Origin of the sequence: Staphylococcus pseudintermedius (assembly GCF_001792775.2) — a bacterium.
Taxonomy (GTDB): Bacteria; Bacillota; Bacilli; order Staphylococcales; family Staphylococcaceae; genus Staphylococcus; species Staphylococcus pseudintermedius.
In genome coordinates this window covers 1-22,286 of record NZ_MLGE02000017.1, presented here as the reverse complement: position 1 = coordinate 22,286, position 22,286 = coordinate 1, and the positions used below count along the sequence as shown (strand labels likewise).

The 22,286-nt window shown below is 37.5% G+C and carries 19 protein-coding genes, 1 riboswitch and 1 other annotated feature; all 19 genes read left to right on the top strand.

Features of this window, described 5'->3' with window-relative positions; genetic code table 11:
- Positions 1 to 207: 207 nt before the first annotated feature.
- On the top strand, positions 208 to 912 hold the full coding sequence (locus BJK46_RS10495; RefSeq protein ID WP_014613681.1) for a response regulator transcription factor: 705 nt from the start codon (positions 208 to 210) through the stop codon (positions 910 to 912).
- Positions 913 to 2,613, top strand: a complete 1,701-nt coding sequence (pnpS, locus tag BJK46_RS10490; RefSeq protein ID WP_015729294.1) for a two-component system histidine kinase PnpS — start codon at positions 913 to 915, stop codon at positions 2,611 to 2,613. It abuts the gene before it with no gap.
- A gap of 732 nt (positions 2,614 to 3,345) precedes the next feature.
- Positions 3,346 to 5,973, top strand: coding sequence for a DNA polymerase I (gene polA / locus BJK46_RS10485; RefSeq protein WP_065354176.1), 2,628 nt, complete (start codon positions 3,346 to 3,348; stop codon positions 5,971 to 5,973).
- 19 nt (positions 5,974 to 5,992) lie between these two features.
- Positions 5,993 to 6,865 carry a bifunctional DNA-formamidopyrimidine glycosylase/DNA-(apurinic or apyrimidinic site) lyase gene (gene mutM / locus BJK46_RS10480; protein WP_103263687.1) on the top strand — a complete coding sequence of 291 codons (873 nt, stop codon included), beginning with the start codon at positions 5,993 to 5,995 and terminating at the stop codon, positions 6,863 to 6,865.
- Between the two features lie 13 nt (positions 6,866 to 6,878).
- Positions 6,879 to 7,502 (top strand): dephospho-CoA kinase, encoded by a 624-nt coding sequence (gene coaE, locus BJK46_RS10475; RefSeq protein WP_014613685.1) that lies wholly within the window; start codon positions 6,879 to 6,881, stop codon positions 7,500 to 7,502.
- Positions 7,503 to 7,708: 206 nt separating this feature from the next.
- Entirely contained in the window at positions 7,709 to 8,725 is a 1,017-nt protein-coding gene (locus tag BJK46_RS10470) for a glyceraldehyde-3-phosphate dehydrogenase (protein ID WP_037542830.1), read from the top strand.
- A 197-nt stretch (positions 8,726 to 8,922) separates the two neighbouring features.
- Positions 8,923 to 9,390 carry a transcriptional regulator NrdR gene (gene nrdR, locus BJK46_RS10465; RefSeq protein ID WP_014613687.1) on the top strand — a complete coding sequence of 156 codons (468 nt, stop codon included), beginning with the start codon at positions 8,923 to 8,925 and terminating at the stop codon, positions 9,388 to 9,390.
- A gap of 3 nt (positions 9,391 to 9,393) precedes the next feature.
- Complete coding sequence (locus BJK46_RS10460) at positions 9,394 to 10,767, top strand: replicative helicase loading/DNA remodeling protein DnaB (RefSeq protein ID WP_096533285.1); 1,374 nt, start codon at positions 9,394 to 9,396, stop codon at positions 10,765 to 10,767.
- Positions 10,767 to 11,690, top strand: coding sequence for a primosomal protein DnaI (gene dnaI / locus BJK46_RS10455; RefSeq protein WP_014613689.1), 924 nt, complete (start codon positions 10,767 to 10,769; stop codon positions 11,688 to 11,690). The genes BJK46_RS10460 and dnaI overlap by 1 nt, the downstream gene beginning before the upstream one ends.
- Positions 11,691 to 12,007: 317 nt before the next feature.
- The gene (gene thrS / locus BJK46_RS10450) at positions 12,008 to 13,945 is read left to right on the top strand and encodes a threonine--tRNA ligase (RefSeq protein WP_014613690.1); all 1,938 of its coding nucleotides are present in this window, start codon (positions 12,008 to 12,010) and stop codon (positions 13,943 to 13,945) included.
- Between the two features lie 60 nt (positions 13,946 to 14,005).
- Positions 14,006 to 14,177: riboswitch (Lysine riboswitch) on the top strand.
- A 135-nt stretch (positions 14,178 to 14,312) separates the two neighbouring features.
- On the top strand, positions 14,313 to 15,821 hold the full coding sequence (locus BJK46_RS10445) for an amino acid permease (protein ID WP_014613691.1): 1,509 nt from the start codon (positions 14,313 to 14,315) through the stop codon (positions 15,819 to 15,821).
- 16 nt (positions 15,822 to 15,837) lie between these two features.
- Entirely contained in the window at positions 15,838 to 15,975 is a 138-nt protein-coding gene (locus tag BJK46_RS12220; RefSeq protein ID WP_014613692.1) for a hypothetical protein, read from the top strand.
- Positions 15,863 to 15,999 (top strand) — a sequence feature (ribosomal protein L20 leader region). Its footprint overlaps the gene before it by 113 nt.
- A 24-nt stretch (positions 16,000 to 16,023) precedes the next feature.
- Complete coding sequence (gene infC, locus BJK46_RS10440; RefSeq protein WP_014613693.1) at positions 16,024 to 16,551, top strand: translation initiation factor IF-3; 528 nt, start codon at positions 16,024 to 16,026, stop codon at positions 16,549 to 16,551.
- A 25-nt stretch (positions 16,552 to 16,576) separates the two neighbouring features.
- On the top strand, positions 16,577 to 16,777 hold the full coding sequence (gene rpmI / locus BJK46_RS10435) for a 50S ribosomal protein L35 (RefSeq protein WP_014613694.1): 201 nt from the start codon (positions 16,577 to 16,579) through the stop codon (positions 16,775 to 16,777).
- Between the two features lie 74 nt (positions 16,778 to 16,851).
- Positions 16,852 to 17,208 carry a 50S ribosomal protein L20 gene (gene rplT, locus BJK46_RS10430; protein WP_014613695.1) on the top strand — a complete coding sequence of 119 codons (357 nt, stop codon included), beginning with the start codon at positions 16,852 to 16,854 and terminating at the stop codon, positions 17,206 to 17,208.
- 109 nt (positions 17,209 to 17,317) lie between these two features.
- Entirely contained in the window at positions 17,318 to 17,929 is a 612-nt protein-coding gene (locus BJK46_RS10425) for an NUDIX domain-containing protein (protein ID WP_014613696.1), read from the top strand.
- 9 nt (positions 17,930 to 17,938) lie between these two features.
- A complete protein-coding gene (locus BJK46_RS10420; RefSeq protein WP_014613697.1) occupies positions 17,939 to 18,862 on the top strand; it encodes a hypothetical protein in 924 nt (307 codons plus the stop codon).
- Between the two features lie 87 nt (positions 18,863 to 18,949).
- Positions 18,950 to 20,266 (top strand): trigger factor, encoded by a 1,317-nt coding sequence (gene tig / locus BJK46_RS10415; RefSeq protein ID WP_014613698.1) that lies wholly within the window; start codon positions 18,950 to 18,952, stop codon positions 20,264 to 20,266.
- 572 nt (positions 20,267 to 20,838) lie between these two features.
- Positions 20,839 to 22,101 carry an ATP-dependent Clp protease ATP-binding subunit ClpX gene (gene clpX / locus BJK46_RS10410; protein WP_014613699.1) on the top strand — a complete coding sequence of 421 codons (1,263 nt, stop codon included), beginning with the start codon at positions 20,839 to 20,841 and terminating at the stop codon, positions 22,099 to 22,101.
- Positions 22,102 to 22,286: the final 185 nt, after the last annotated feature.

The following is a 22,286-nucleotide window of genomic DNA, read 5'->3' as shown; positions in this document are numbered from 1 at the left end:
GCTGTTTTGAGATAATTTTCTCAGAAGGCTGACACTTCTGAGGGATAAAGTTGAAATCAAAATGGTGTCTTTTAAGTTTTGTAGAGGGGATGAGAATCTTTGATTTTTTACGCGAAAGTTAAGTTATTGTAAAGATGCTAAAAGATATATTATTTTTAAGACTATTTTAAGGTATAATGAAGTTAATCATAATAAGGAGGTACATATATGGCTCAAAGAGTGCTTGTCGTTGATGACGAACAATCCATTGTCACTTTGCTAAAATACAACCTCGAACAATCAGGTTATGTCGTTGAAGTGGCTCAAGATGGAGAGGAAGCGTTACAAAAAGAAAAAGAAACGAAACCCGACTTGATTGTATTGGATGTGATGTTACCGAAAAAGGATGGCATTGAAGTATGTAAAACGATTCGCTCAGATAAAAACCAAGTACCTATTTTAATGTTAACTGCAAAAGATGATGAATTTGATCGTGTGCTTGGTTTAGAGCTTGGCGCTGACGATTATATGACTAAGCCTTTTTCACCGAGAGAAGTAGTCGCACGTGTGAAAGCCATTCTTCGTCGTTCATCATTAGTGGATCATGTACGAAAAGAAGAAGAGGATGAAGATATTGTTATTGGTAGTATTAGAATTCGTCCTGACTTTTTTGAAGTATACCGCAATGATGAGTTGCTAGAGTTAACGCCGAAAGAATTTGAGTTGCTACTTTACTTAGTTGAACGTCAAGGTCGTGTCATTACGCGTGAACATATGTTAAATTCTGTGTGGAACTATGAATTTGCAGGTGATTCTCGAATTGTGGATGTACATATTAGTCATTTGCGAGATAAGTTAGAAGAAAATCCGAAGCAACCTCAGTTTATTAAAACAGTTCGCGGTTTAGGATATAAATTGGAGCGTCCTAAATAAATGATTAAATTTTACCATAAACTTTTAATCATACTTACAACAATCACTGTTGTAAGTTTTCTCATATTAGGCTTTATTGTACATAATAGTATTTATACGAAAACCGTTGAATACGAGAAGAAATCGCTTCTTAAAGATGCTGAACAAATTCTTGCATTTTATAAAGCGGGAAATAATCAACACATTCAAGAACTCGCCAATCATTATCATAGTAATATTAAAATCATTGAAAGCGATCAAACGACGGAGTTTAAAGGGGAGCGGAAACTTTCGATAGCAGAACGTCAAGATAGTCTTTTGCGGCAACTTAACACGAGAAATCCGATTTATCAACTCGATGGGAAGCAAGGCTATTATTGGTTTGGACATCAACAAGGTGAGACGACGATACTCATCACAGGTCATTTCGATATGGTTTATGAACTCCAACTTCAATTTTGGAAATACTTAATATTAGTAGGGATGATCATTTTAGCGTTGATTTACTTTACAGTGCGTTATATTAATCGAACTTATATTCAACCTATCAATGAAGTGTCCTACGCTGCGTCACTCCTTACTGAAGGGAATTTTCATGTCAGATTGCCTGAAAGCAGTGTGAAAGAGTTGCGCGAATTGTATGTGACAATTAATGTGTTGGCACGACGTTTAGAGCAGTTGAATAGCGAGCAAAAAATTCAACGGAATCGTCTTGTCACAACACTTGAAAATATTCCCAGTGCGATATTGATGATTGATAAAAATGGAAAAATTGTTATTGCGAATAAGACGTTTTATGAAGTTTTCAATGCATCGACCAATGTAGAAAATCAAGATTATGCGCGATATCTACATCCAACAATTAAGCAGCTCGTCGTTGAAGGGTTTCGAACTGAAAAAGCGATGTACAAACAAGTTGAAATTTCAATTAACCATATTCATCAAAAGTTCTTTGATACATCGTGTGTGCCTATCTTATCGCGTACGAAAAAGTCGTTACAAGGGATGGTCATCGTATTACATGATATTACACAATTGAAGAAACTGGAAAACTTACGTAGTGAATTTGTAGCGAATGTGTCACACGAATTGAAAACACCGATAACATCGATGAAAGGATTTACCGAAACACTTATTGATGGTGCGAAAAATGATGAAGCCTCTTTAGATTTGTTTTTAAACATCATCTTAAAAGAATCTAATCGCATTCAATCTCTAGTAGAAGATTTATTAGATTTATCGAAAATTGAACAGAACACGACGTTAGAAAAGCACTTAATTGATTTGTCGGATGTCGCTAAATCTTCATTTTCAGTCATTCAACCACTTGCGAATGAAAAGTCGATACAATTGATTGATCAAATAGAGCCAAATGTGACGGCGATGGCTGACGAAAATAAAATCTCTCAAGTTATCGTGAATTTAATGACGAATGCAGTCAACTATTCTCCTGAAAATCGAACGGTCACATTAGCGGTATATCGAGAAAATCAGCATCCAGTCATTGAAGTGATTGATCAAGGCATCGGTATAGGAGAAAAAGAAAAGTATCGTATTTTTGAAAGATTTTATCGTGTGGATAAAGCGAGAAGTCGTGATTCAGGTGGCACAGGGTTAGGCTTGTCCATTACGAAACATATTATCGAAGCTTATCAAGGGAATATCGAAGTGGCGTCTGAACTTGGAAAAGGGTCGAGATTTAAAGTTGTGTTACCAGAGTAATATGTTCACAAAACGGGAACAGTGATAACGTACACACAGTCGTTAAAACTGTTCTCGCTTTTCGTTATAATCGGTATAGAACATAAAAAACTTGATGCTATTGATGCCATATTTTTGTTAAACTTGCCTTCCCTACGAATTGTGTTTTTGATTGCCATTATGGCTTCACTTTACGAGGGAGTGGCCCTACCACTCAATTCGGTTTGATTTAAAAGAATACTTAATCGATGTCGAATTGTATTTTGGGAGCAGTACAGTAATCCCATGCGGAACAAAGATTTCACCGTACTGCCTCTGCAAGGGTGACTCGACTTCTCAAAAGCTTATGCATTGAAAAGTCAGACAGTTACTGAGATAAACAGTAACCATGATTAAAGTAAAGAATTGATTGTTAGCAGTATGCACACATCTCCTCTGGCGTCTCAGCCTTCTGGACAATCTGGCATTAAATATAGTCACATAGGGTAAAGTTATGAATTGAAGAAAATCAATAGCATCCATTTTTATGTCTAATTACACCTTATTATTCGCCGGTATAATCATCATTCATGGATATGAGTCCATAAAAGATCTAGATTAGAAAACTTAATGTCCCAGTCTTATATCGTATCAACTATGGTACAATAGGCATTCCATTTTTGTTATAAAGTAGAAGTGTGTGTTACGCGCTTTATCGACATGATACATACGGATTATGATAAAATAGATACAAATCACGATGGAGGGAATAACGTGGACAAACTTATATTAATTGATGGTAATAGTTTAAGTTTTAGAGCTTTTTATGCATTGCCGTTGTTAAAAAATAAAGCAGGGATTCATACAAATGCTGTATATGGTTTTGCGCGTTTGTTAGAAAAGATTATCAAAGAAGAACAACCAACGCATTTTCTCGTGGCATTCGACGCTGGAAAAACGACCTTTAGACATGAGACGTATCAAGATTATAAAGGGGGCCGTCAAAAAACGCCACCTGAATTGAGTGAGCAGTTCCCATATATTCGCCAATTAATAGATGCCTATCAAATTCAACGTTATGAACTTGAAAACTTTGAAGCAGATGACATTATTGGAACACTTAGTCGTGAAGCAGATCAAGCGGGCATGCAAACAATCATCATTACAGGGGACCGAGATTTAACGCAACTTGCTACAGATCAAGTGACGATCTATTATACGAAAAAAGGTGTGACGGACGTCGATCATTACACACCACAGTTTATTGCTGAAAAATATAATGGGCTTACACCGTCTCAAATTATTGATTTAAAAGGCTTAATGGGTGACAGTTCTGACAATATTCCAGGTGTGGCAGGTGTCGGTGAAAAAACAGCGATGAAATTGTTAAATCAATTTGGAACAGTTGAAGGTGTTTATGATCATATTGAGGAAGTATCAGGTAAAAAGCTAAAAGAAAAGCTTGAAAATAGTCGTGATGATGCGTTAATGAGTAAAACTTTAGCGACGATTAATTGTGATAGTCCGATTACAGTATCACTCGAAGACACACGTTTACCTCAAAAAATGGATGAAAGTGCTAAAATCGAACTGTTCAAGTCGTTAGAATTCCGTCAGTTGCTCGATGGGATGGATGTCGAGGCAGACAACGCTACGGCGAGTCGAGATTTTGTCCCAACGACAAACATGTCAAAAGTAGATTTCACTCAATTGTCAGAAGCGGCCATTCACGTAGAAGTTGCGGGACCAAACTACCTAAAAGATGAGTTGTTAAAATTTGGTTTATACGATGGCGAACAATATGTAGTGATTCCATTTGACAAGGTCAATGAATATCCAGAGTTAGTGGCTTGGCTAGAAGATGAAACGACGCAAAAATGGGTACATGATGCGAAGAAAACGTACATTGCGATGAAACGTTCAGACATCGCCATTGAAAATGTCGTTTTTGATACAATGTTAGCGAGCTATATTATCGATCCGTCACGTACGATTGAAGATGTACATTCTGTCATGACGCATTTTGATCAAACGTTTGTACAAGATGATGTGTCGGTTTATGGTAAAGGCAAATCATTCCACATACCTGAAGATGGCGTACTCGATAAACATATCGCTTCCATTTTAGACGCGATTCATGTTGTGCAACCGCAAATGATGACGATTCTTGAAGAGCATGAACAGACATCATTACTCTCAGAAATCGAGTTACCACTCGCGCTCATTTTAAGTGAAATGGAATATATCGGTATTCATACTGACATCGACACATTAAAAGAAATGGAAACAGTCATTCAAACAGAGTTGGATCAGTTAATAGAACAAATTCATGAACAAGCTGGTGAAAAATTTAATATTAATTCACCTAAACAATTAGGCGTCATTTTATTTGAAAAACTTGAGTTGCCCGTTATTAAAAAAACGAAAACAGGTTATTCAACAGCGGTCGATGTGCTCGAAAAATTGCAAAATGCTCATCCAATTATCGACAACATTTTAACGTATCGTACGTTATCGAAATTGCAGTCGACTTATGTTGAAGGTTTACAAAAGGTGATTTGGGATGACGGTCGCATTCATACTCGTTTTAATCAAACACTTGCACAAACGGGACGTCTGTCTTCTGTTGATCCGAACTTGCAAAATATTCCAATTCGTTTAGAAGAGGGGCGTAAAATTCGTAAAGCGTTTAAGTCTACGCACGAAGATTATGTCATTCTTGCGGCGGATTACTCACAAATCGAATTACGTGTTTTAGCACATATTACAGGAGACCCAACGTTGCAACAAGCGTTTAATGATAATGAAGATGTTCATACCACAACAGCGATGAAAGTGTTTAACGTTGCAGCTGATGAAGTCACATCATTAATGCGTCGTCAAGCAAAAGCAGTAAACTTTGGTATCGTCTATGGCATTAGTGATTATGGACTCAGTCAAAGTTTAGGTATCACACGTAAAGAAGCACAGCGATTCATTGACGATTACTTGAACCATTTTCCAGGTGTGAAAGATTATATGGACAACATTGTGCAAGATGCCAAACAACAAGGTTATGTGGAGACATTATTAAAACGTCGTCGTTACATTCCTGACATTACGAGTCGTAACTTTAACTTACGTGGATTTGCTGAACGAACTGCGATGAACTCACCAATTCAAGGAAGTGCGGCAGATATTATCAAATTAGCGATGGTGCAATTCCACCGTGAAGTACAAAAGACATCATTTAAAGCTCAGTTATTATTACAAGTACATGATGAACTGATTTTTGAAGTGCCGAAAGATGAAGTAGATGAATTCGGCAAATTTGTTGAGGAAATTATGGCGCATGCATTACAATTAGATGTCCCATTAAGTGTAGAATCAGATTATGGGAAAACGTGGTATGATGCAAAATAGAAAGTAGGTATGACAATCAATGCCAGAATTACCAGAAGTCGAACATGTCAAACGTGGGATTACGCCGCATATTATGCACCAAAAGGTTATAGATGTGACGTTTTCTGAACCTGTCAAACGCGGCAAGTTAGAAGGGAAAGAAACGATAATTAAAGGGGTTGACCTTGATGCTTTTGTGAAGTATACGGTCGGTTTTGAGATTGCTGATGTGCAACGCCGCAGTAAATATATTTTATTTCGTATCGAAAATGGGAATGTTGAACGTATATTAATTTCTCATTTAGGGATGGCAGGTGCATTCTTTGTCGTGCAATCGCTCGATGACATTGCGATACCGAATTTTCGAAAGCATTGGCAAGTTGTTTTTCATTTAGAAAATGGTATTAAATTAGTCTATTCAGATATTCGCCGGTTTGGTGAGATTCGGAATGTCGAAAGTTTAGAGGCTTACCCATCAATTTTAGAGATTGCACCTGAACCTTTTGAACAAGAGGCGTTAGCCTATTATCTTGCTAAAAGTGATGAAAAGAAATATTTAAACAAAGCGATTAAACCCTTTATACTGGATCATCGTGTGATATCGGGTTGTGGCAATATTTATGCGTGTGAAGCGCTGTTTGATGCACAAATTCATCCGGAGAAAAAAGTAAAAGACTTGTCAATAGCGGAAAAGACAAAGTTATTTAATAGTGTAGTAAAAGTTTTAGAAATGGGTATTTTAAATGGTGGGACAAGTGTGGCAGATTATGTACATGCTGATGGTCAAAGAGGTACTATGCAAGATCATTTGAAAGTATATAAACAAAAGCGCTGTGCAACGTGTGAAACAGCGATTGAAACGGTTATTATTTCAGGACGAAATACACATTTTTGTCCAAATTGCCAAAGTTAGGATAGGTGAAATTATGCCCAAAGTTATTGGATTAACAGGTGGAATTGCTACTGGAAAATCGACAGTGGCAGAGTTACTCGCAATACATGGTTTTAAAATCGTCGACGCAGATGTTGCAGCAAGAAAAGCAGTTGCTAAAGGGACGGAAGGTTTAAAAAAAGTTCAAGCGCTATTTGGCGATGAAGCGATCAATGAAGATGGCGAAATGAATCGTACCTTTGTCGGACAACAAGTGTTTTATGACGATGAAAAAAGAAAACAACTTAATGCGATTGTGCATCCTATTGTCGGCAAAATGATGAATCAAGAGCGTGACCAATATTTAGCAGAGGGACATAATGTTATTATGGATATTCCACTGTTATTTGAAAATCATTTAGAAGCCACGGTAGATGAAGTTTGGCTCGTTTATGCGTCTGAACCGATACAACTCGATCGATTAATGGCGCGTAATGACTTGTCTATAGAAGATGCCAAAGCAAGAATCTATAGTCAAATTTCAATTGATAAAAAGAGTCGCATGGCGGATGTCGTCATTGATAATTTAGGTTCAAAGTTGGAATTAAAACAAAATTTAGAACAGATTTTAGTAGACAAAGGATTTTTAGAAGCTTATCATAGTGACTCAGAAGAATAGTGGATGATAACTGACGTAAATATCTATATAAATTCAGGAGCTGAGACATGCGTTTGTCTCAGCTCCTGAATTTTTTACGCTTTATGATTGTTTTGGCTGATGAAGTACAATAACAAAAAATAATAGTGGAAAACGGTTTCATTTTATCGCAATTATGATATACTGTTGATTATAAGTATAACACATTGATAAGGAGTGCTTTAAACATGACGACAAAGATTGCGATTAACGGTCTGGGGCGTATCGGCCGTATGGTTTTAAGAGTGGCATTAAATAGAGAAGATGTTGAGGTTGTAGCGATTAATGCAAGCTATCCACCTGAAACGATTGCGCATCTTATTAAGTATGACACAACACACGGACGCTTTAATCAGGCGGTTGAACCGATTGAAGATGGCATTCAAGTGAACGGTAAAAAAATTAAACTTGTGTCAGATCGTAATCCTGAAAATTTACCATGGGCAGCATTGGATATCGATATCGTAGTAGAAGCAACAGGTAAATTTAATCATGGCGATAAAGCAGATGCCCACATTCGTGCAGGTGCTAAAAAGGTGATTTTAACAGGGCCTTCAAAAGGAGGAGACGTGCAAACGATTGTTAAAGGTGTCAATGACCAAGATATCGATACAGAACGTTATGACATTTTTAGTAACGCATCTTGTACGACAAACTGTTTAGCACCGATTGCAAAATTATTAAATGATCGTTTTGGAATCGAAAATGGCTTAATGACAACAGTACATGCTGTGACAAATGACCAAAACAATTTAGATAATCCGCACAAAGATTTACGTCGTGCGCGTGCAGCTTTTGAAAGCATCATTCCAACATCAACAGGTGCAGCGAAAGCACTTGCACTTGTTTTACCAGAACTTGAAGGAAAAATGCATGGGATGGCGTTACGGGTTCCTACTAAAAATGTTTCACTCGTTGACCTAGTCGTCGATTTAAAACAATCTGTGACTAAAGAAGAAGTGAATCAATTATTTAAAGACAATGATTTGAATGGTGTCGTCGCTATTTCGGATGAACCACTAGTGTCGGATGATTTTACGACTGATGCACATTCAGCAATTGTCGACACACCTTCAACAATCGTCATGGGAGATCGTAAAGTTAAGGTACTCGCATGGTATGACAATGAATGGGGTTATTCAACGAGAGTTGTCGATGTATTACAACAAATCGCTGCTCAAATACCGAGCACAGTCGCACAATAAATCAAATACAAAAAAGTCGATGAGAATTGAATCATCGACTTTTTTGTATGTCTGGATATTAATGTTTCAAAATGGAACGTATCCATTTATCGTCAGTCAAGACACAATGATACTTGTCAGTTATCACCTAACTTTTGAAATCATGTCGTTTCATAGTATAATGAAACAAAAACTATGACTAAGAAGGTGACAAAGTCGTGAAATGTCCAAAATGCAATCATACCCAATCTCGAGTAGTGGATTCGAGACATGCAGATGATATGAATGCAATTAGAAGAAGACGTGAATGTGACAATTGTGGTACACGTTTCACTACTTTTGAACATATAGAAATGAGTCCGCTCATCGTCGTCAAAAAAGACGGTACACGTGAACAGTTCAATAGAGAAAAAATATTAAATGGCTTAGTGCGCTCGTGTGAAAAGCGACCAGTCCGTTTTCAACAATTGGAAGAAATTACGAATCAAGTTGAATGGAAATTGCGTGAAGAAGGTATTGCTGAAGTGTCTTCTAGAGACATAGGGGAGTATGTCATGAATTTATTAATGCATGTTGACCAAGTCTCTTATGTTCGATTTGCTTCTGTGTACCGGGAATTTAAAGATGTGGATCAATTATTACAATCTATGCAAGGGATATTGAAAGAAAACAAGCGGAGTGAATAACGAATGAATCATTTTATGTATCAAAATCAGTTGAGTCCGCACGACGGGTTTATCGTCATGCGTCCATTTCAATATCATGCAGTGCACTATGATATTTTAAATCGGTTATTCACACCGTTAATTGGCGCTGAAGCAATCGGTGTGTACCAATTTTTGAACCAATTTGAGTCTGCTACATTCGACCAAGGGTTTACACATTATACTATTATGTCCGAGTTAAAATTAAGCCTCGGTCGTTTTAGGGAGTTTTTAGATTTGTTGGAAGGCATTGGCCTGTTAAAAACGTTCGTCCGTCAATCTGAAAACACGACACAATTTGTGTATGAACTCATACCTCCGCCTACAGCAGAACGTTTTTTTAATGATCCGATGTTGTCGATTTATTTTTATGAAGCTGTCGGACAGGAACGGTATCATACATTGAAAAATCATTTTATGCCTACACAACTCGATTTGGCAGGATTTTCAAATGTGACGAAAAAGTTCACGGATGTTTTTAAAGTGCCTAAGAAACAAGCGGTCACTTCAGATGTATCACTCAAAGCATCGCAATATCAAGGTGTTGATTTAACAGATGTGACGTTTGATTTTGAATTGTTGGCTGATATGTTGCAGACGCATTATGTGAGCCAAACGATTTTATCAGAACCGACAAAATCGCTTATTGTGCAATTGGCGACATTGTATCGTTTATCGCCTGATGTTATGAAAACGATTATTTTGAAATCGCTCAATGCAGACCAGTCTTTATCCGTTAAAGATTTACGTAAACAAGCACAAAGTTATTATTTAATGGAACATCAACAACAATTACCATCATTACAGCCGCAAGTGACAGTGACTGCTTCAGAACAAACGTCTGAAGCACAAGAAGAAACGGTCTCGAATTGGGATGAATGGTTTGCTTTAATGGATCAAACGAGTCCGATTGTCATGCTTACGGAATATGGAGGTTCTGAACCGCCGCGTTATCAAAAAGACATGGTGGAAGAATTAGTACAACGTGAAGGGTTTAATTTTGGAGTCATCAATATATTATTGCAATATGTGATGCAAAAAACGGATAATAACTTGCCGGAAAAATATGTCTATTCCGTTGCTTCAACGTGGAAAAAAAGTGGTGTGACGGACGCGCGTTCTGCATATGAAAAGGCGATGGAAATTCAAAAAAACCAGGAAAAATCAAAGCAAAAACGAATGGAAAGCTATTCTCAAAACACAAATGGTCCATTTTATAACAAAAAAGAAAAGCAACCGCGTTGGGTGACACATCCAGAAGAATACGAACAAAAAGAAGAAGATCAAGAAGCATTGGAAAAAGATCGTGCAGCGTTCTTGAAAAGATTAAAACAAAAGAGAAGGGCGGGTGAAGATTAATGAAAAGCTTTAATAGTATCATCGGTGGTAACAATGCTTTCGAACAAAAGATTCAACAAATTAAAAAGCAAGTATTAGCGGATCCAGATGTAAAAGCATTTTTAGCTGCACACCAATCTGAAGTAACGAATCGAATGATTGAGGAAGATTTGAACATCTTGCAAGAATATAAAGATCAGCAAAAGCGTTACGATGGGACACATACGTATGAAAATTGTCCTAATTTCGTGAAAGGTCACATTCCGGAATTGTATATTGATCAACAACACATCAAAATTCGTTACAAGCCTTGCCCATGTAAAATCAGGCACGACGAGGAACAAAATGCGAAAAGTATGATTACGTCATTTCATATGCATCCAGATACGTTAAACGCCAAAATTAAAGATATTTATATGACGCGACGCAATCGTTTAGATTTAGCAATGCAATTAGACGATTTAATCGATGCCATTATTGAAAAGCGTTCGGTCAAAGGTTTTTATTTATATGGTGAATTCGGTACAGGAAAGTCATTTATTTTAGGTGCGATTGCGAACGAGTTGAAAAATAATCGAGTCCCTTCGATGATTATTTATGTGCCAGAATTTATTCGAACTTTAAAAAATGGTTTTAAAGATGGAACGACAGCAAAACGTATTGAACAAGTTCGTGAAGCGCGTGTATTATTTTTAGACGATTTAGGTGCTGAAGATATGACGCCTTGGGTACGTGATGAGGTGCTCGGTCCAATTTTGCATTACCGTATGATTCAAGAACTACCGACATTTTTCAGCTCAAATATGAATTTAGATGAATTAGAAACACATTTGGCTGATACGAAAAATGGTGTTGATCGAATGAAAGCGAAACGGATTATGGAACGTGTGAAAACTTTGAGCACGCCTTATTTGCTTGAAGGAGAAAATTATCGTAAGCATTGAAAATTTTAAAATTAGCGTTATAATATGTATATAAATCAATAATGTTGCTAAAGTTTGAGGATATGATATCGGTATCACTATGGTACAGGGAACTACTGTGATTGAGAATGTAGTGCATAGTCATCGATGTTACTCCCTCTATAGATAAATGGTGTTTGTAATGAATGCCCGGCTCAAGACCGTTATCTTATGTAGAGATGTCACAGGATAGGTATGTGACAAATTAGGGTGGTAACACGAAAACCTCGTCCCTTATGTTGGGATGGGGTTTTTTATTTTCTTCAATTTTAAGCAAAAATGTGAAATGGAGGATCATTATGGCAGAAATTAAAGTGCAGTTCCCAGATGGTAATGAAAAGGCGTTTGAAAAGGGTACGACAACAGAAGAAATTGCGCAATCCATTAGTCCAGGGTTACGAAAAAAAGCCGTTGCAGGTAAATTTAATCAACAATTGGTCGATTTAACACGTCCTTTAGAAGAAGATGGCGCAATTGAAATTATTACGCCGGGTAGTGACGAAGCGTTAGAAGTGTTACGACATTCCACAGCGCATTTAATGGCACAAGCATTAAAGCGATTGTACGGTGATGTACATTTCGGTGTCGGCCCAGTGATTGATGGTGGCTTCTACTATGATTTCGATATGGAAGAAAAGGTTTCAAGTGATGATTTCGAGAAAATTGAAAAGACTATGAAACAAATTATTGAAGAAAATCATAAAGTCGAGCGTCAAGTTGTTTCAAGAGATGAAGCGAAGGCATTTTTTGCAAACGATCCATATAAATTGGAATTAATTGAGGCGATTCCACAAGACGAACAAGTGACATTGTACAGTCAGGGTGAATTCACTGATTTATGTCGAGGCGTACACGTCCCAAGTACATCGAAAATTAAGGCGTTCAAATTGTTATCAACTGCTGGTGCGTATTGGCGTGGAGACAGTAATAATAAAATGTTGCAACGTATTTATGGTACAGCATTTTTCGACAAGAAAGACCTAAAAGCACATCTTCAATTGTTAGAAGAGCGTAAAGAGCGTGACCACCGCCGTATCGGTAAAGAAATGGAGCTCTTCACAAACAATCAACTTGTCGGCGCAGGTTTACCTTTATGGCTACCAAATGGTGCAACAATCCGCCGTGAAATCGAACGTTATATCGTAGACAAAGAAATTAGCCTCGGCTATGACCACGTCTATACACCTGTGATGGCTAATGTCGATTTGTACAAAACATCAGGGCACTGGGATCATTACCAAGAAGACATGTTCCCGCCAATGCAACTGGATGCGGATGAAGCGATGGTACTGAGACCGATGAACTGCCCACACCATATGATGATTTATGCTAACAAGCCCCATTCATATCGTGAGTTGCCAATTCGTATTGCGGAACTTGGTACAATGCACCGTTATGAAGCAAGTGGTGCTGTATCAGGATTACAGCGTGTGCGTGGGATGACTTTAAACGATGCGCATATCTTCGTGCGACCAGACCAAATTAAAGAAGAGTTCAAGCGTGTCGTTCAAATGATTTTGGATGTATATGAAGACTTTGGTTTTGAGGATTACAAATTCCGTTTAAGTTATCGCGATAAAGCGGATAAAGAAAAATATTATGACGATGATGACATGTGGAACACTGCTGAAGCGATGTTAAAAGAAGCAGTAGATGAAATGAACTTACCGTATGAAGAAGCGATCGGTGAAGCGGCGTTCTACGGTCCTAAATTAGATGTTCAAGTGAAAACGGCGATGGGTAAAGAAGAGACATTGTCGACAGCGCAACTTGACTTCTTATTACCGAAAAAGTTCGAACTTACTTACATTGGTAAAGATGGCGAACATCATCGACCAGTCGTCATTCACCGTGGTGTGGTTTCTACGATGGAACGTTTCGTAGCCTTTTTAACAGAAGAAACAAAAGGGGCGTTCCCAACTTGGTTAGCACCACAACAAGTTGAGATTATTCCAGTTAACAACGACTTGCATTACGATTACGCACGTCAAATTCACGACGAATTAAAATCTCAAGGTGTCCGTGTGCATATTGATGACCGTAATGAAAAAATGGGTTATAAAATCCGTGAAGCGCAAATGAAGAAGATCCCATATCAACTTGTTGTCGGGGATAAAGAACTTGAAAACAATGAAGTCAATGTCCGTCAATACGGTTCAAAAGACCAAAAAACTGTTGAAAAAGATACATTCATTTGGGACTTAGTCGATGAAATTCGTTTGAAAAAACAAAGATAATGTTGATAGGTGCACGACTATCATGTATAGTAATAAATGAAACAATTTATAATACGATTTGATTGAGTTAGAGGCGCAACTTTGATGAGTAGCGGTTGGGTTGTATGATGGTACAAAGCCCCAACATGTGAAAGGTAAAGTTGCCGAAACGGAAATGGACCATCGCCATTTCTCGTTGGGCTAGTGTTCGAAAGGCGCTAGACTGTCACAAATGTGATGTGCTACCGATTCATAAATAATGAGCAGCGGTGGCATCAACATAGATGTCATCACTGCTTTTATTTTTTACTAGGTTGAATAATTTGATATTTAACGAGCTTCACACAATTTGTCTTAACCTCTAAGCAATTAGGAAAGGATTAAGAAAATGAGTAATGAAAAAACAGAAAATCAACACGCAGTTCAACGCCATCTTAAAGACCGTCATATTTCGATGATCGCGATTGGTGGTGCGATTGGAACTGGACTGTTTATGACATCTGGAGGCGCTATTCATGATGCAGGGCCTTTAGGTGCACTTTTAGGCTATGCGATAATCGGTGTGATGGTGTTCTTTTTAATGACATCACTAGGGGAAATGGCGACGTATCTACCTGTTACAGGTTCGTTTAGCACATATGCCACGCGTTTTGTCGATCCGTCTTTAGGTTTTGCTTTAGGATGGAACTATTGGTTTAACTGGGTCATTACAGTAGCGGCCGACGTTACGATTGCTGCTCAAGTCATCCAATATTGGGCCCCCTTACAATTTTTACCTGCTTGGGCATGGAGTTGTATCTTCATGGTGATTATTTTTAGCCTTAATGCCTTGTCTGTCAAAGTATATGGTGAAAGTGAATATTGGTTCGCATTCATCAAAGTGGCGACGGTGATTGTCTTTATTATTGTAGGTTTATTGACAATTTTAGGAATTATGGGCGGTCAAGCAGTGGGCTTTGATACATTTACAACTGGTGACGCACCAATCTTAGGTGACGGTTTTGGTGGTAGTTTACTCGTTGTGTTCGGCGTGTTCTTAGTCGCTGGGTTCTCGTTCCAAGGTACTGAGTTAGTGGGGATTACTGCAGGTGAGTCTGAAAATCCTCAGCGTGCCGTACCGAAAGCAATTAAGCAAGTGTTCTGGAGAATTTTACTCTTTTATATTTTAGCAATCTTCATTATCGGGATGCTTATTCCTTACAATTCTTCTGCCTTAATGGGCGGTGGGGATGACATTGCAACTTCTCCATTTACACTCGTCTTTAAAAATGCAGGACTCGCGTTTGCTGCCTCATTTATGAATGCCGTAATTTTAACATCTGTATTATCGGCGGGTAACTCTGGGATGTATGCAAGCACACGTATGCTGTATTCGATGGGGAAAGACGGACTCGCATCTAAAGCATTTAGTCGTACAAATAAAAACGGCACACCAATCTTGTCGATGTTATCTACAGCGCTGATTGTTGTGTTGATTTTTGTATTACAACATGTCAGTGGCGATGCGTACGAATATATTGTTGCAGCGAGTGGTCTGACAGGCTTTATCGCATGGGTAGGTATTGCGGTCAGTCATTATCGTTTCCGAAAAGCGTTTGCGGCACAAAATTACGATGTTCAAAAATTAAAGTATCAAGCGAAGTGGTTCCCATTTGGTCCGATTCTCGCAGCTGTGCTTTGTATTATTGTTATCATCGGACAAGATGTTGATTTTATTCAAACGGGTGATTTTGATATCAATCGATTTTTAATTACTTATATGGGTATACCAGTATTTTTAGCGTTCTTCATCTATCATAAAGTCCGCTATAAAACGAAATTGATTCCATTAAAAGACGTCAACTTAGATCCGAATGTGGAAACAGTTGAAAAAAACTTTCAAAAAAACATTGACTAATATACACTGAGTTGGTATGATTGTATCTGTTGAATACGAAACGGACCAAGTAGAAGCATCCCGCTTCTCACCTGTAGCGACGCAACAAGCTGTTGGCAGGTTAACGATTAAACATGTAGTGTATGTTCATGTTGACGTGAGAAGCGGGGGTTAGATACCCTCGCTTTTTTTCGTACTTGGACCATTCGTAAACTTTTTGGAGGTGTCAACCATAGCTAAAGATCAAACGCAAGTTAACGAAAAGATTCGCGCAAAAGAATTACGTGTCATCGGACAAAATGGTGACCAAATCGGATTGAAGTCTAAAAATGAAGCATTGGAAATGGCAGATCGACTTGGTTTGGATGTAGTCGTTGTTGCGCCAAATGCTAAACCACCTGTTGCTCGTATTATGGATTACGGCAAATACAAATTCGAGCAACAGAAAAAAGAAAAAGAGATGAAGAAGAAACAAAAAATCATCAACGTTAAAGAAATCCGTTTAAGCCCTACGATTGAAGAACACGACTTCAATACGAAGCTTAAAAACGGACGCAAGTTTTTAACAAAAGGTGACAAAGTTAAAGTTTCAATTCGTTTCAGAGGGCGTGCGATTACGCATAAAGAAATTGGACAACGCGTGTTAGAGCGATATGCTGAAGCGTGCCAAGACCTTGCAACAATCGAGCAAAAGCCGAAAATGGAAGGTCGTCAAATGTTCCTTATGTTAGCCCCAATTAATGAAAAATAAAAAGTGATAATAGGAGGAAAACATCATGCCTAAAATGAAAACCCACCGCGGAGCTGCGAAACGTGTAAAAAGAACTGGATCTGGTCAACTTAAACGTTCTAGAGCATACACTTCACACTTATTCGCTAACAAATCTACAAAGCAAAAGCGTCAATTACGTAAAGCTTCATTAGTATCAAAAAGCGATGCAAAACGTGTAAAACAATTATTAACATACGTTAAATAATCATTCTAAAGTACGAAAATATATGAGAGGTATGGCAGAAGCGCATACCGTAGAGATAAAAGGAGGAGTTTATTATGCCACGTGTTAAAGGTGGAACAGTAACAAGAGCGCGTCGTAAAAAGACAATCAAATTAGCTAAAGGTTACTTCGGTGCGAAAAGCACATTATATAAAGTTGCAAAACAACAAGTTATGAAATCAGGTCAATATGCATTCCGTGACCGTCGTCAAAGAAAACGTGATTTCCGTAAATTATGGATTACACGTATCAATGCGGCTGCACGTCAACACGACATGAGTTACTCTCGTTTAATGAACGGTTTAAAACAAGCGGGTATCGACGTTAACCGTAAAATGTTATCAGAAATCGCAATCTCAGATGAGAAAGCATTTGCTGAATTAGTAAATCAAGCGAAAGCAGCTTTAAAATAGTAGAGAAAGAGTTGGGGTCTATTGTGACGCGCCAACTCTTTTTCATTATGACTTTACCATTATTCATTTCTTTTGTTACGATATAAAAAACGAATAAAAGGAGCTCACAATGTCAAAATTTGATGAACAAATTACTGTAGTCCCACGACGTTTGCTTTTTGAAGAAGAGGCGCTCGCATTCAATGGGTTTTTAGATCAATCTGAAGAGAAGGGTCAAAAAATTTATGAAAAGCTTTCTCAATATGAAGTGAAAAGACGTGGTGATATGGAAGAAGATCCTAGCTTCAAACAATTGATTAGTTATTGTTTAATTGAAAATGAGCATGATGAATTACTCGTCTATGAGCGATTATCAGGTGGTGGCGAGGCACGACTTCACGGCAATGCGTCTATCGGTGTAGGCGGACACATGAATGATGTTCCTGAAGCGCACCATATTGATGAAGTCATTAAAACAAATGCAAGTCGAGAACTTGAAGAGGAAATCGGTGTTAAAATTAACAATCAAACACCGCTTGAATTCATAGGCTTTATTAATGATGATCATAATGAAGTGGGTCAAGTTCATATCGGTGTCGTGTTTAAAGTGAAGGTTAAGCAACAAGATGTCGAAGTGCGTGAAACGGATACTTTAAAGATTCAGTGGCAACCATTAAGCCAAATTAGTGACACGAGCGCATTCGAATCGTGGAGCGCGTTAATATTAGAGCAGTTGAAATAGGTGAATGGCATGTCTGATATCATTCCATTTCCTAAGCTTAAAGAAAAGTTAATATATGATATTACAGAGGCATTCGACAAGGAACGTTATGAAGACGCTTATGATTATTTCATTGCGTATGAACGTCACTTTGAATTGACATCTGAACTTGCGCTTTTAAAATGTGATATATTGTGGCAACTTGGAGCTTACCTTGAATTAAAAGAAGAGGCGAACATTTTAATGATGCAAGGTTTTCCGCCATATGATACATTCATCGTGTATTACATTAAAAGTCTGTATGCATTAGAACAATATAAAGCGGCAGTTGAAATGGTGGACCAGGTTCTTGATGATGTCGTTGCACATGAAACGCGTATGACTTTATTACCTATTAAAAATCAAGCACAATCCAAACTGGACGAACGCCAAGATTATATGTTGCATCGATTACAACGGTTTACTGAGCTGAGTCATTATGATCAAACGCAATTAGTACTCACATTAATTGATGATCGTGTCTATCAGTACAGTGAAACGATTGCTTATTTGTTAGTTCATGAGTCAATCGTTTCAAGTGTTCAAAGTTTGATGTTAGAATATTTACGTTTTGCTGGATACAATCAAGGCATCACCATAGAGAAAGATTTTCGTCAAATTCAAGTGATACCCGCTGAACTTGTAGGAATTGAACAAACAGCCTTTAAAGATCGATTGTTGCCTGCAGTGATTGATGCTTTAGAAGTGGAGATACCTTCACTTGTTCAAGAAGCCTATATTTTACTTAATACAAATAATATTGCACTTTATCCTGTAAATATCCTAGACTATGGAACTGTAGAGATGTGGCGCGATGCTTATGTTGCATATTTCCATCAGTTAATGGGGAAGGAAGTCAATGTGGATTCATTATATGTAGAGATATTTAAACTCATAAAATCGTTAAATACATAGGTCTCATTATTTCAAAGAAGGTCAACCTATGTTATAATAAAGAAGTTGAAAAATTTTAAAAATGATAAATCATGGAGGTTTTTATACATGACAGCAACTTGGGAAAAAAAAGAAGGTAATGAAGGATTATTACAAGTATCCGTACCTGCAGAAGAAGTAGATAAAGCATTAGATCAAGCTTTCAAAAAAGTAGTCAAACAACTTAACGTACCTGGTTTCCGTAAAGGGAAAGTACCTCGTCAAATTTTCGAACAACGTTTTGGTGTAGAAGCTTTATATCAAGATGCAGTAGACATCTTATTACCAAAAGCATACAGTGAAGCTGTACAAGAAACAGGTATTAATCCAGTTGATCAACCTGAAATTGAAGTAACACAAATCGAAAAAGGCCAACCATTCACTTTTGATGCAACTGTAATCGTTGAACCTGAAGTACAATTAGGTGACTACAAAGGCTTAGAAATCGAAAAACAAAACACTGAAGTGACTGAAGACGAATTCAACAAAGCAGTAGAACAACGTCTTGACGCTATGACTGATATGGTCGTTAAAGAAGACGGTCAAGTTGAAGAAGGCGACACAGTTAACTTAGACTTCGATGGCTATGTTGATGGTGAGCAATTCGAAGGTGGTCAAGCTGAAGGATATGACTTGGAAATCGGTTCAGGTATGTTCATCCCAGGTTTTGAAGAGCAACTTGTAGGCTTAAAAGTTGGGGAAGAAAAAGAAGTTGAAGTGACATTCCCAGAAGAATACCATGCAGAAGAATTAGCTGGAAAACCTGCTGTATTTAAAACAAAAATTAACGAAATCAAAGCAAAAGAAGTACCAGAATTAGATGATGAGCTTGCGAGTGAATTAGATTCTAATGCAAACAATGTAGAGGAATTCAAAGCAAACTTACGTCAACAACTTGAAGAGCAAAAGAAAACTGACGCTGAAAATGCGCAAAAAGAAGAAGCGATTACTTTAGCAACTGACAATGCGACAATCGATATTCCAGAAGCTATGGTACGTACAGAACAAGATCGCATGATGAGCGAATTTGCACAACGTATTCAACAACAAGGTTTAGACTTAAACACTTACTTCCAGATTTCAGGTCAATCAGAAGATGATTTACGTGAACAAATGAAAGAAGATGCTGAGTTACGTGTGAAAACAAACTTAACATTAGCTGCCATTGCAGATGCAGAAAATATCGAAGTGACTGATGAAGATGTTGACAAAGAGCTTGAAACAATGAGCGAACAATTCAACATCTCTGTTGAAGATATTAAGAAAACACTTGGCAACACTGATCTTGTTAAAAATGATGTTCGTGTGAAAAAAGTTATTAACTTATTAGTAGACGAAGCGAAATTAGTTGAAAGCACTTCAGAAGATAACAAAGAAGAAGCATAAGCACGCATATCTTATTGATGCGTCGTATTGAAAACTTTCATTACAAATTTGAATGATAAAATTTAATGAAGGTTAATCAGTGGGACCGCACATCAACTTCAGGTGATGTGCGGTCCCACTAACACAACTCTCAATGAACCGTTTCAACAAATTTTAATATGATGTGAAATCAACCGGGGTGGGTTGTTGTACTCAAATGATGCCATTTGACAACAACCGCACTCCGCTTAGTATTTATGACAACATCTGTTCAAACAGTTGCGTTAATGAATTTTGCAAATGATTTGATTTTTATGTCGCTAGCACTTAGTATATTAACGGCAAGCTTGGGGAATTTCATTCAGCAACTTTGAGTGTATTTTGTTGGATGAAGCGTTGGTATGAAACTTTATGAAGACACTACGAATAAAAATAGATGAGAAACAGAAGTTGAGGATGACTTTTACTGGGGCCACAATATCACACATCTGTTGTGTTTTATTGTGCAAAATGCAAAAAACTTGAAATGGTCTATATTTGCGTAATAGAATGCTTTCTAGTATAGTCGTAAAAGAACAGGGGTGTAATAAAGTATGTTTAAATTCAATGATGATGAAGAAAACTTAAAATGTTCTTTCTGTGGTAAAGATCAAGACCAAGTTAAAAAATTGGTAGCAGGTAGTGGTGTTTATATTTGTAACGAATGTATTGAGCTATGTGCTGAAATCGTTGAAGAAGAATTAAATCAACAACAAGCAGAAGAACTCACTGAATTACCAACACCAAAAGAAATTATGGATCAATTAAACAGCTATGTTATCGGCCAAGAAAAAGCGAAGAAATCATTGGCAGTTGCTGTATACAATCACTACAAACGTGTTCAACAACTTGGGCCTAAAGATGATGACGTTGAATTACAAAAAAGTAATGTCGCTTTAATTGGGCCGACAGGTAGTGGTAAAACATTACTCGCACAAACATTGGCACGTACGTTAAATGTGCCGTTTGCCATTGCCGATGCAACTAGCCTTACAGAAGCAGGTTATGTGGGCGAAGACGTTGAAAACATTTTATTACGTTTAATCCAAGCTGCTGATTTTGATATTGATAAAGCAGAAAAAGGGATTATTTATGTCGATGAGATTGACAAAATTGCACGTAAATCAGAAAACACATCCATCACACGTGATGTTTCAGGTGAAGGTGTGCAACAAGCATTGCTTAAAATTTTAGAAGGTACAACAGCTAGTGTGCCGCCTCAAGGTGGACGTAAACACCCTAACCAAGAATTCATTCAAATTGATACAACAAATATTTTATTTATTCTTGGCGGTGCGTTTGACGGTATAAATGAAGTGATTAAACGTCGTCTTGGTGAAAAAGTAATCGGTTTTGCGAGCAATGAAGCTTCTAATTTCGATGAAGCAAGTTTATTAGAGCAAATCCGTCCAGAAGACCTACAAACTTATGGCTTAATTCCTGAGTTTATCGGACGTGTACCAATCGTTGCAAACCTTGAAACATTAGATGTTGAAGCGTTGAAAAACATTTTAACACAACCTAAAAATGCGTTGGTTAAACAGTACACTAAAATGCTTGAATTAGATGATGTAGCTTTAGAATTTACTGATGAAGCATTAGCTGCAATTAGTGAAAAAGCAATCGAAAGAAAAACAGGAGCACGTGGTTTACGCTCGATTATTGAGGAAGCATTGATTGATATTATGTATGATATTCCTTCTACAGAAAACGTTGCTAAAGTTGTCATTACAAAAGAAACAATTGTAAATGAGACAGAGCCTGAACTGTACGATGCGGAAGGTAACCTTGTGAATACAACAAAAACATCTGCTTAAAATCATGTTTCAGTAATCGAATGGATAAGTATGCTTAATTTTAAAAGGTTATATATTTTTAACGGTTGGTGAGAGATTCACTGACCGTTATTTTAATTTTTGATATTAAAAAAGCACAAATATCTCTATAATTGTAAGTGACCAAACCAACGATTAAGGAGATATTGTGCCTATGTGTAATGATA

Coding starts and splice junctions, on each gene's coding strand:
- BJK46_RS10495 (WP_014613681.1), top strand. CDS start 208: ATGGCTCAAAGAGTGCTTGTCGTTGATGACGAACAATCCATTGTCACT.
- pnpS (WP_015729294.1), top strand. CDS start 913: ATGATTAAATTTTACCATAAACTTTTAATCATACTTACAACAATCACT.
- mutM (WP_103263687.1), top strand. CDS start 5,993: ATGCCAGAATTACCAGAAGTCGAACATGTCAAACGTGGGATTACGCCG.
- coaE (WP_014613685.1), top strand. CDS start 6,879: ATGCCCAAAGTTATTGGATTAACAGGTGGAATTGCTACTGGAAAATCG.
- BJK46_RS10470 (WP_037542830.1), top strand. CDS start 7,709: ATGACGACAAAGATTGCGATTAACGGTCTGGGGCGTATCGGCCGTATG.
- BJK46_RS10460 (WP_096533285.1), top strand. CDS start 9,394: ATGAATCATTTTATGTATCAAAATCAGTTGAGTCCGCACGACGGGTTT.
- dnaI (WP_014613689.1), top strand. CDS start 10,767: ATGAAAAGCTTTAATAGTATCATCGGTGGTAACAATGCTTTCGAACAA.
- thrS (WP_014613690.1), top strand. CDS start 12,008: ATGGCAGAAATTAAAGTGCAGTTCCCAGATGGTAATGAAAAGGCGTTT.
- BJK46_RS10445 (WP_014613691.1), top strand. CDS start 14,313: ATGAGTAATGAAAAAACAGAAAATCAACACGCAGTTCAACGCCATCTT.
- BJK46_RS12220 (WP_014613692.1), top strand. CDS start 15,838: ATGATTGTATCTGTTGAATACGAAACGGACCAAGTAGAAGCATCCCGC.
- rpmI (WP_014613694.1), top strand. CDS start 16,577: ATGCCTAAAATGAAAACCCACCGCGGAGCTGCGAAACGTGTAAAAAGA.
- rplT (WP_014613695.1), top strand. CDS start 16,852: ATGCCACGTGTTAAAGGTGGAACAGTAACAAGAGCGCGTCGTAAAAAG.
- BJK46_RS10425 (WP_014613696.1), top strand. CDS start 17,318: ATGTCAAAATTTGATGAACAAATTACTGTAGTCCCACGACGTTTGCTT.
- BJK46_RS10420 (WP_014613697.1), top strand. CDS start 17,939: ATGTCTGATATCATTCCATTTCCTAAGCTTAAAGAAAAGTTAATATAT.
- tig (WP_014613698.1), top strand. CDS start 18,950: ATGACAGCAACTTGGGAAAAAAAAGAAGGTAATGAAGGATTATTACAA.
- clpX (WP_014613699.1), top strand. CDS start 20,839: ATGTTTAAATTCAATGATGATGAAGAAAACTTAAAATGTTCTTTCTGT.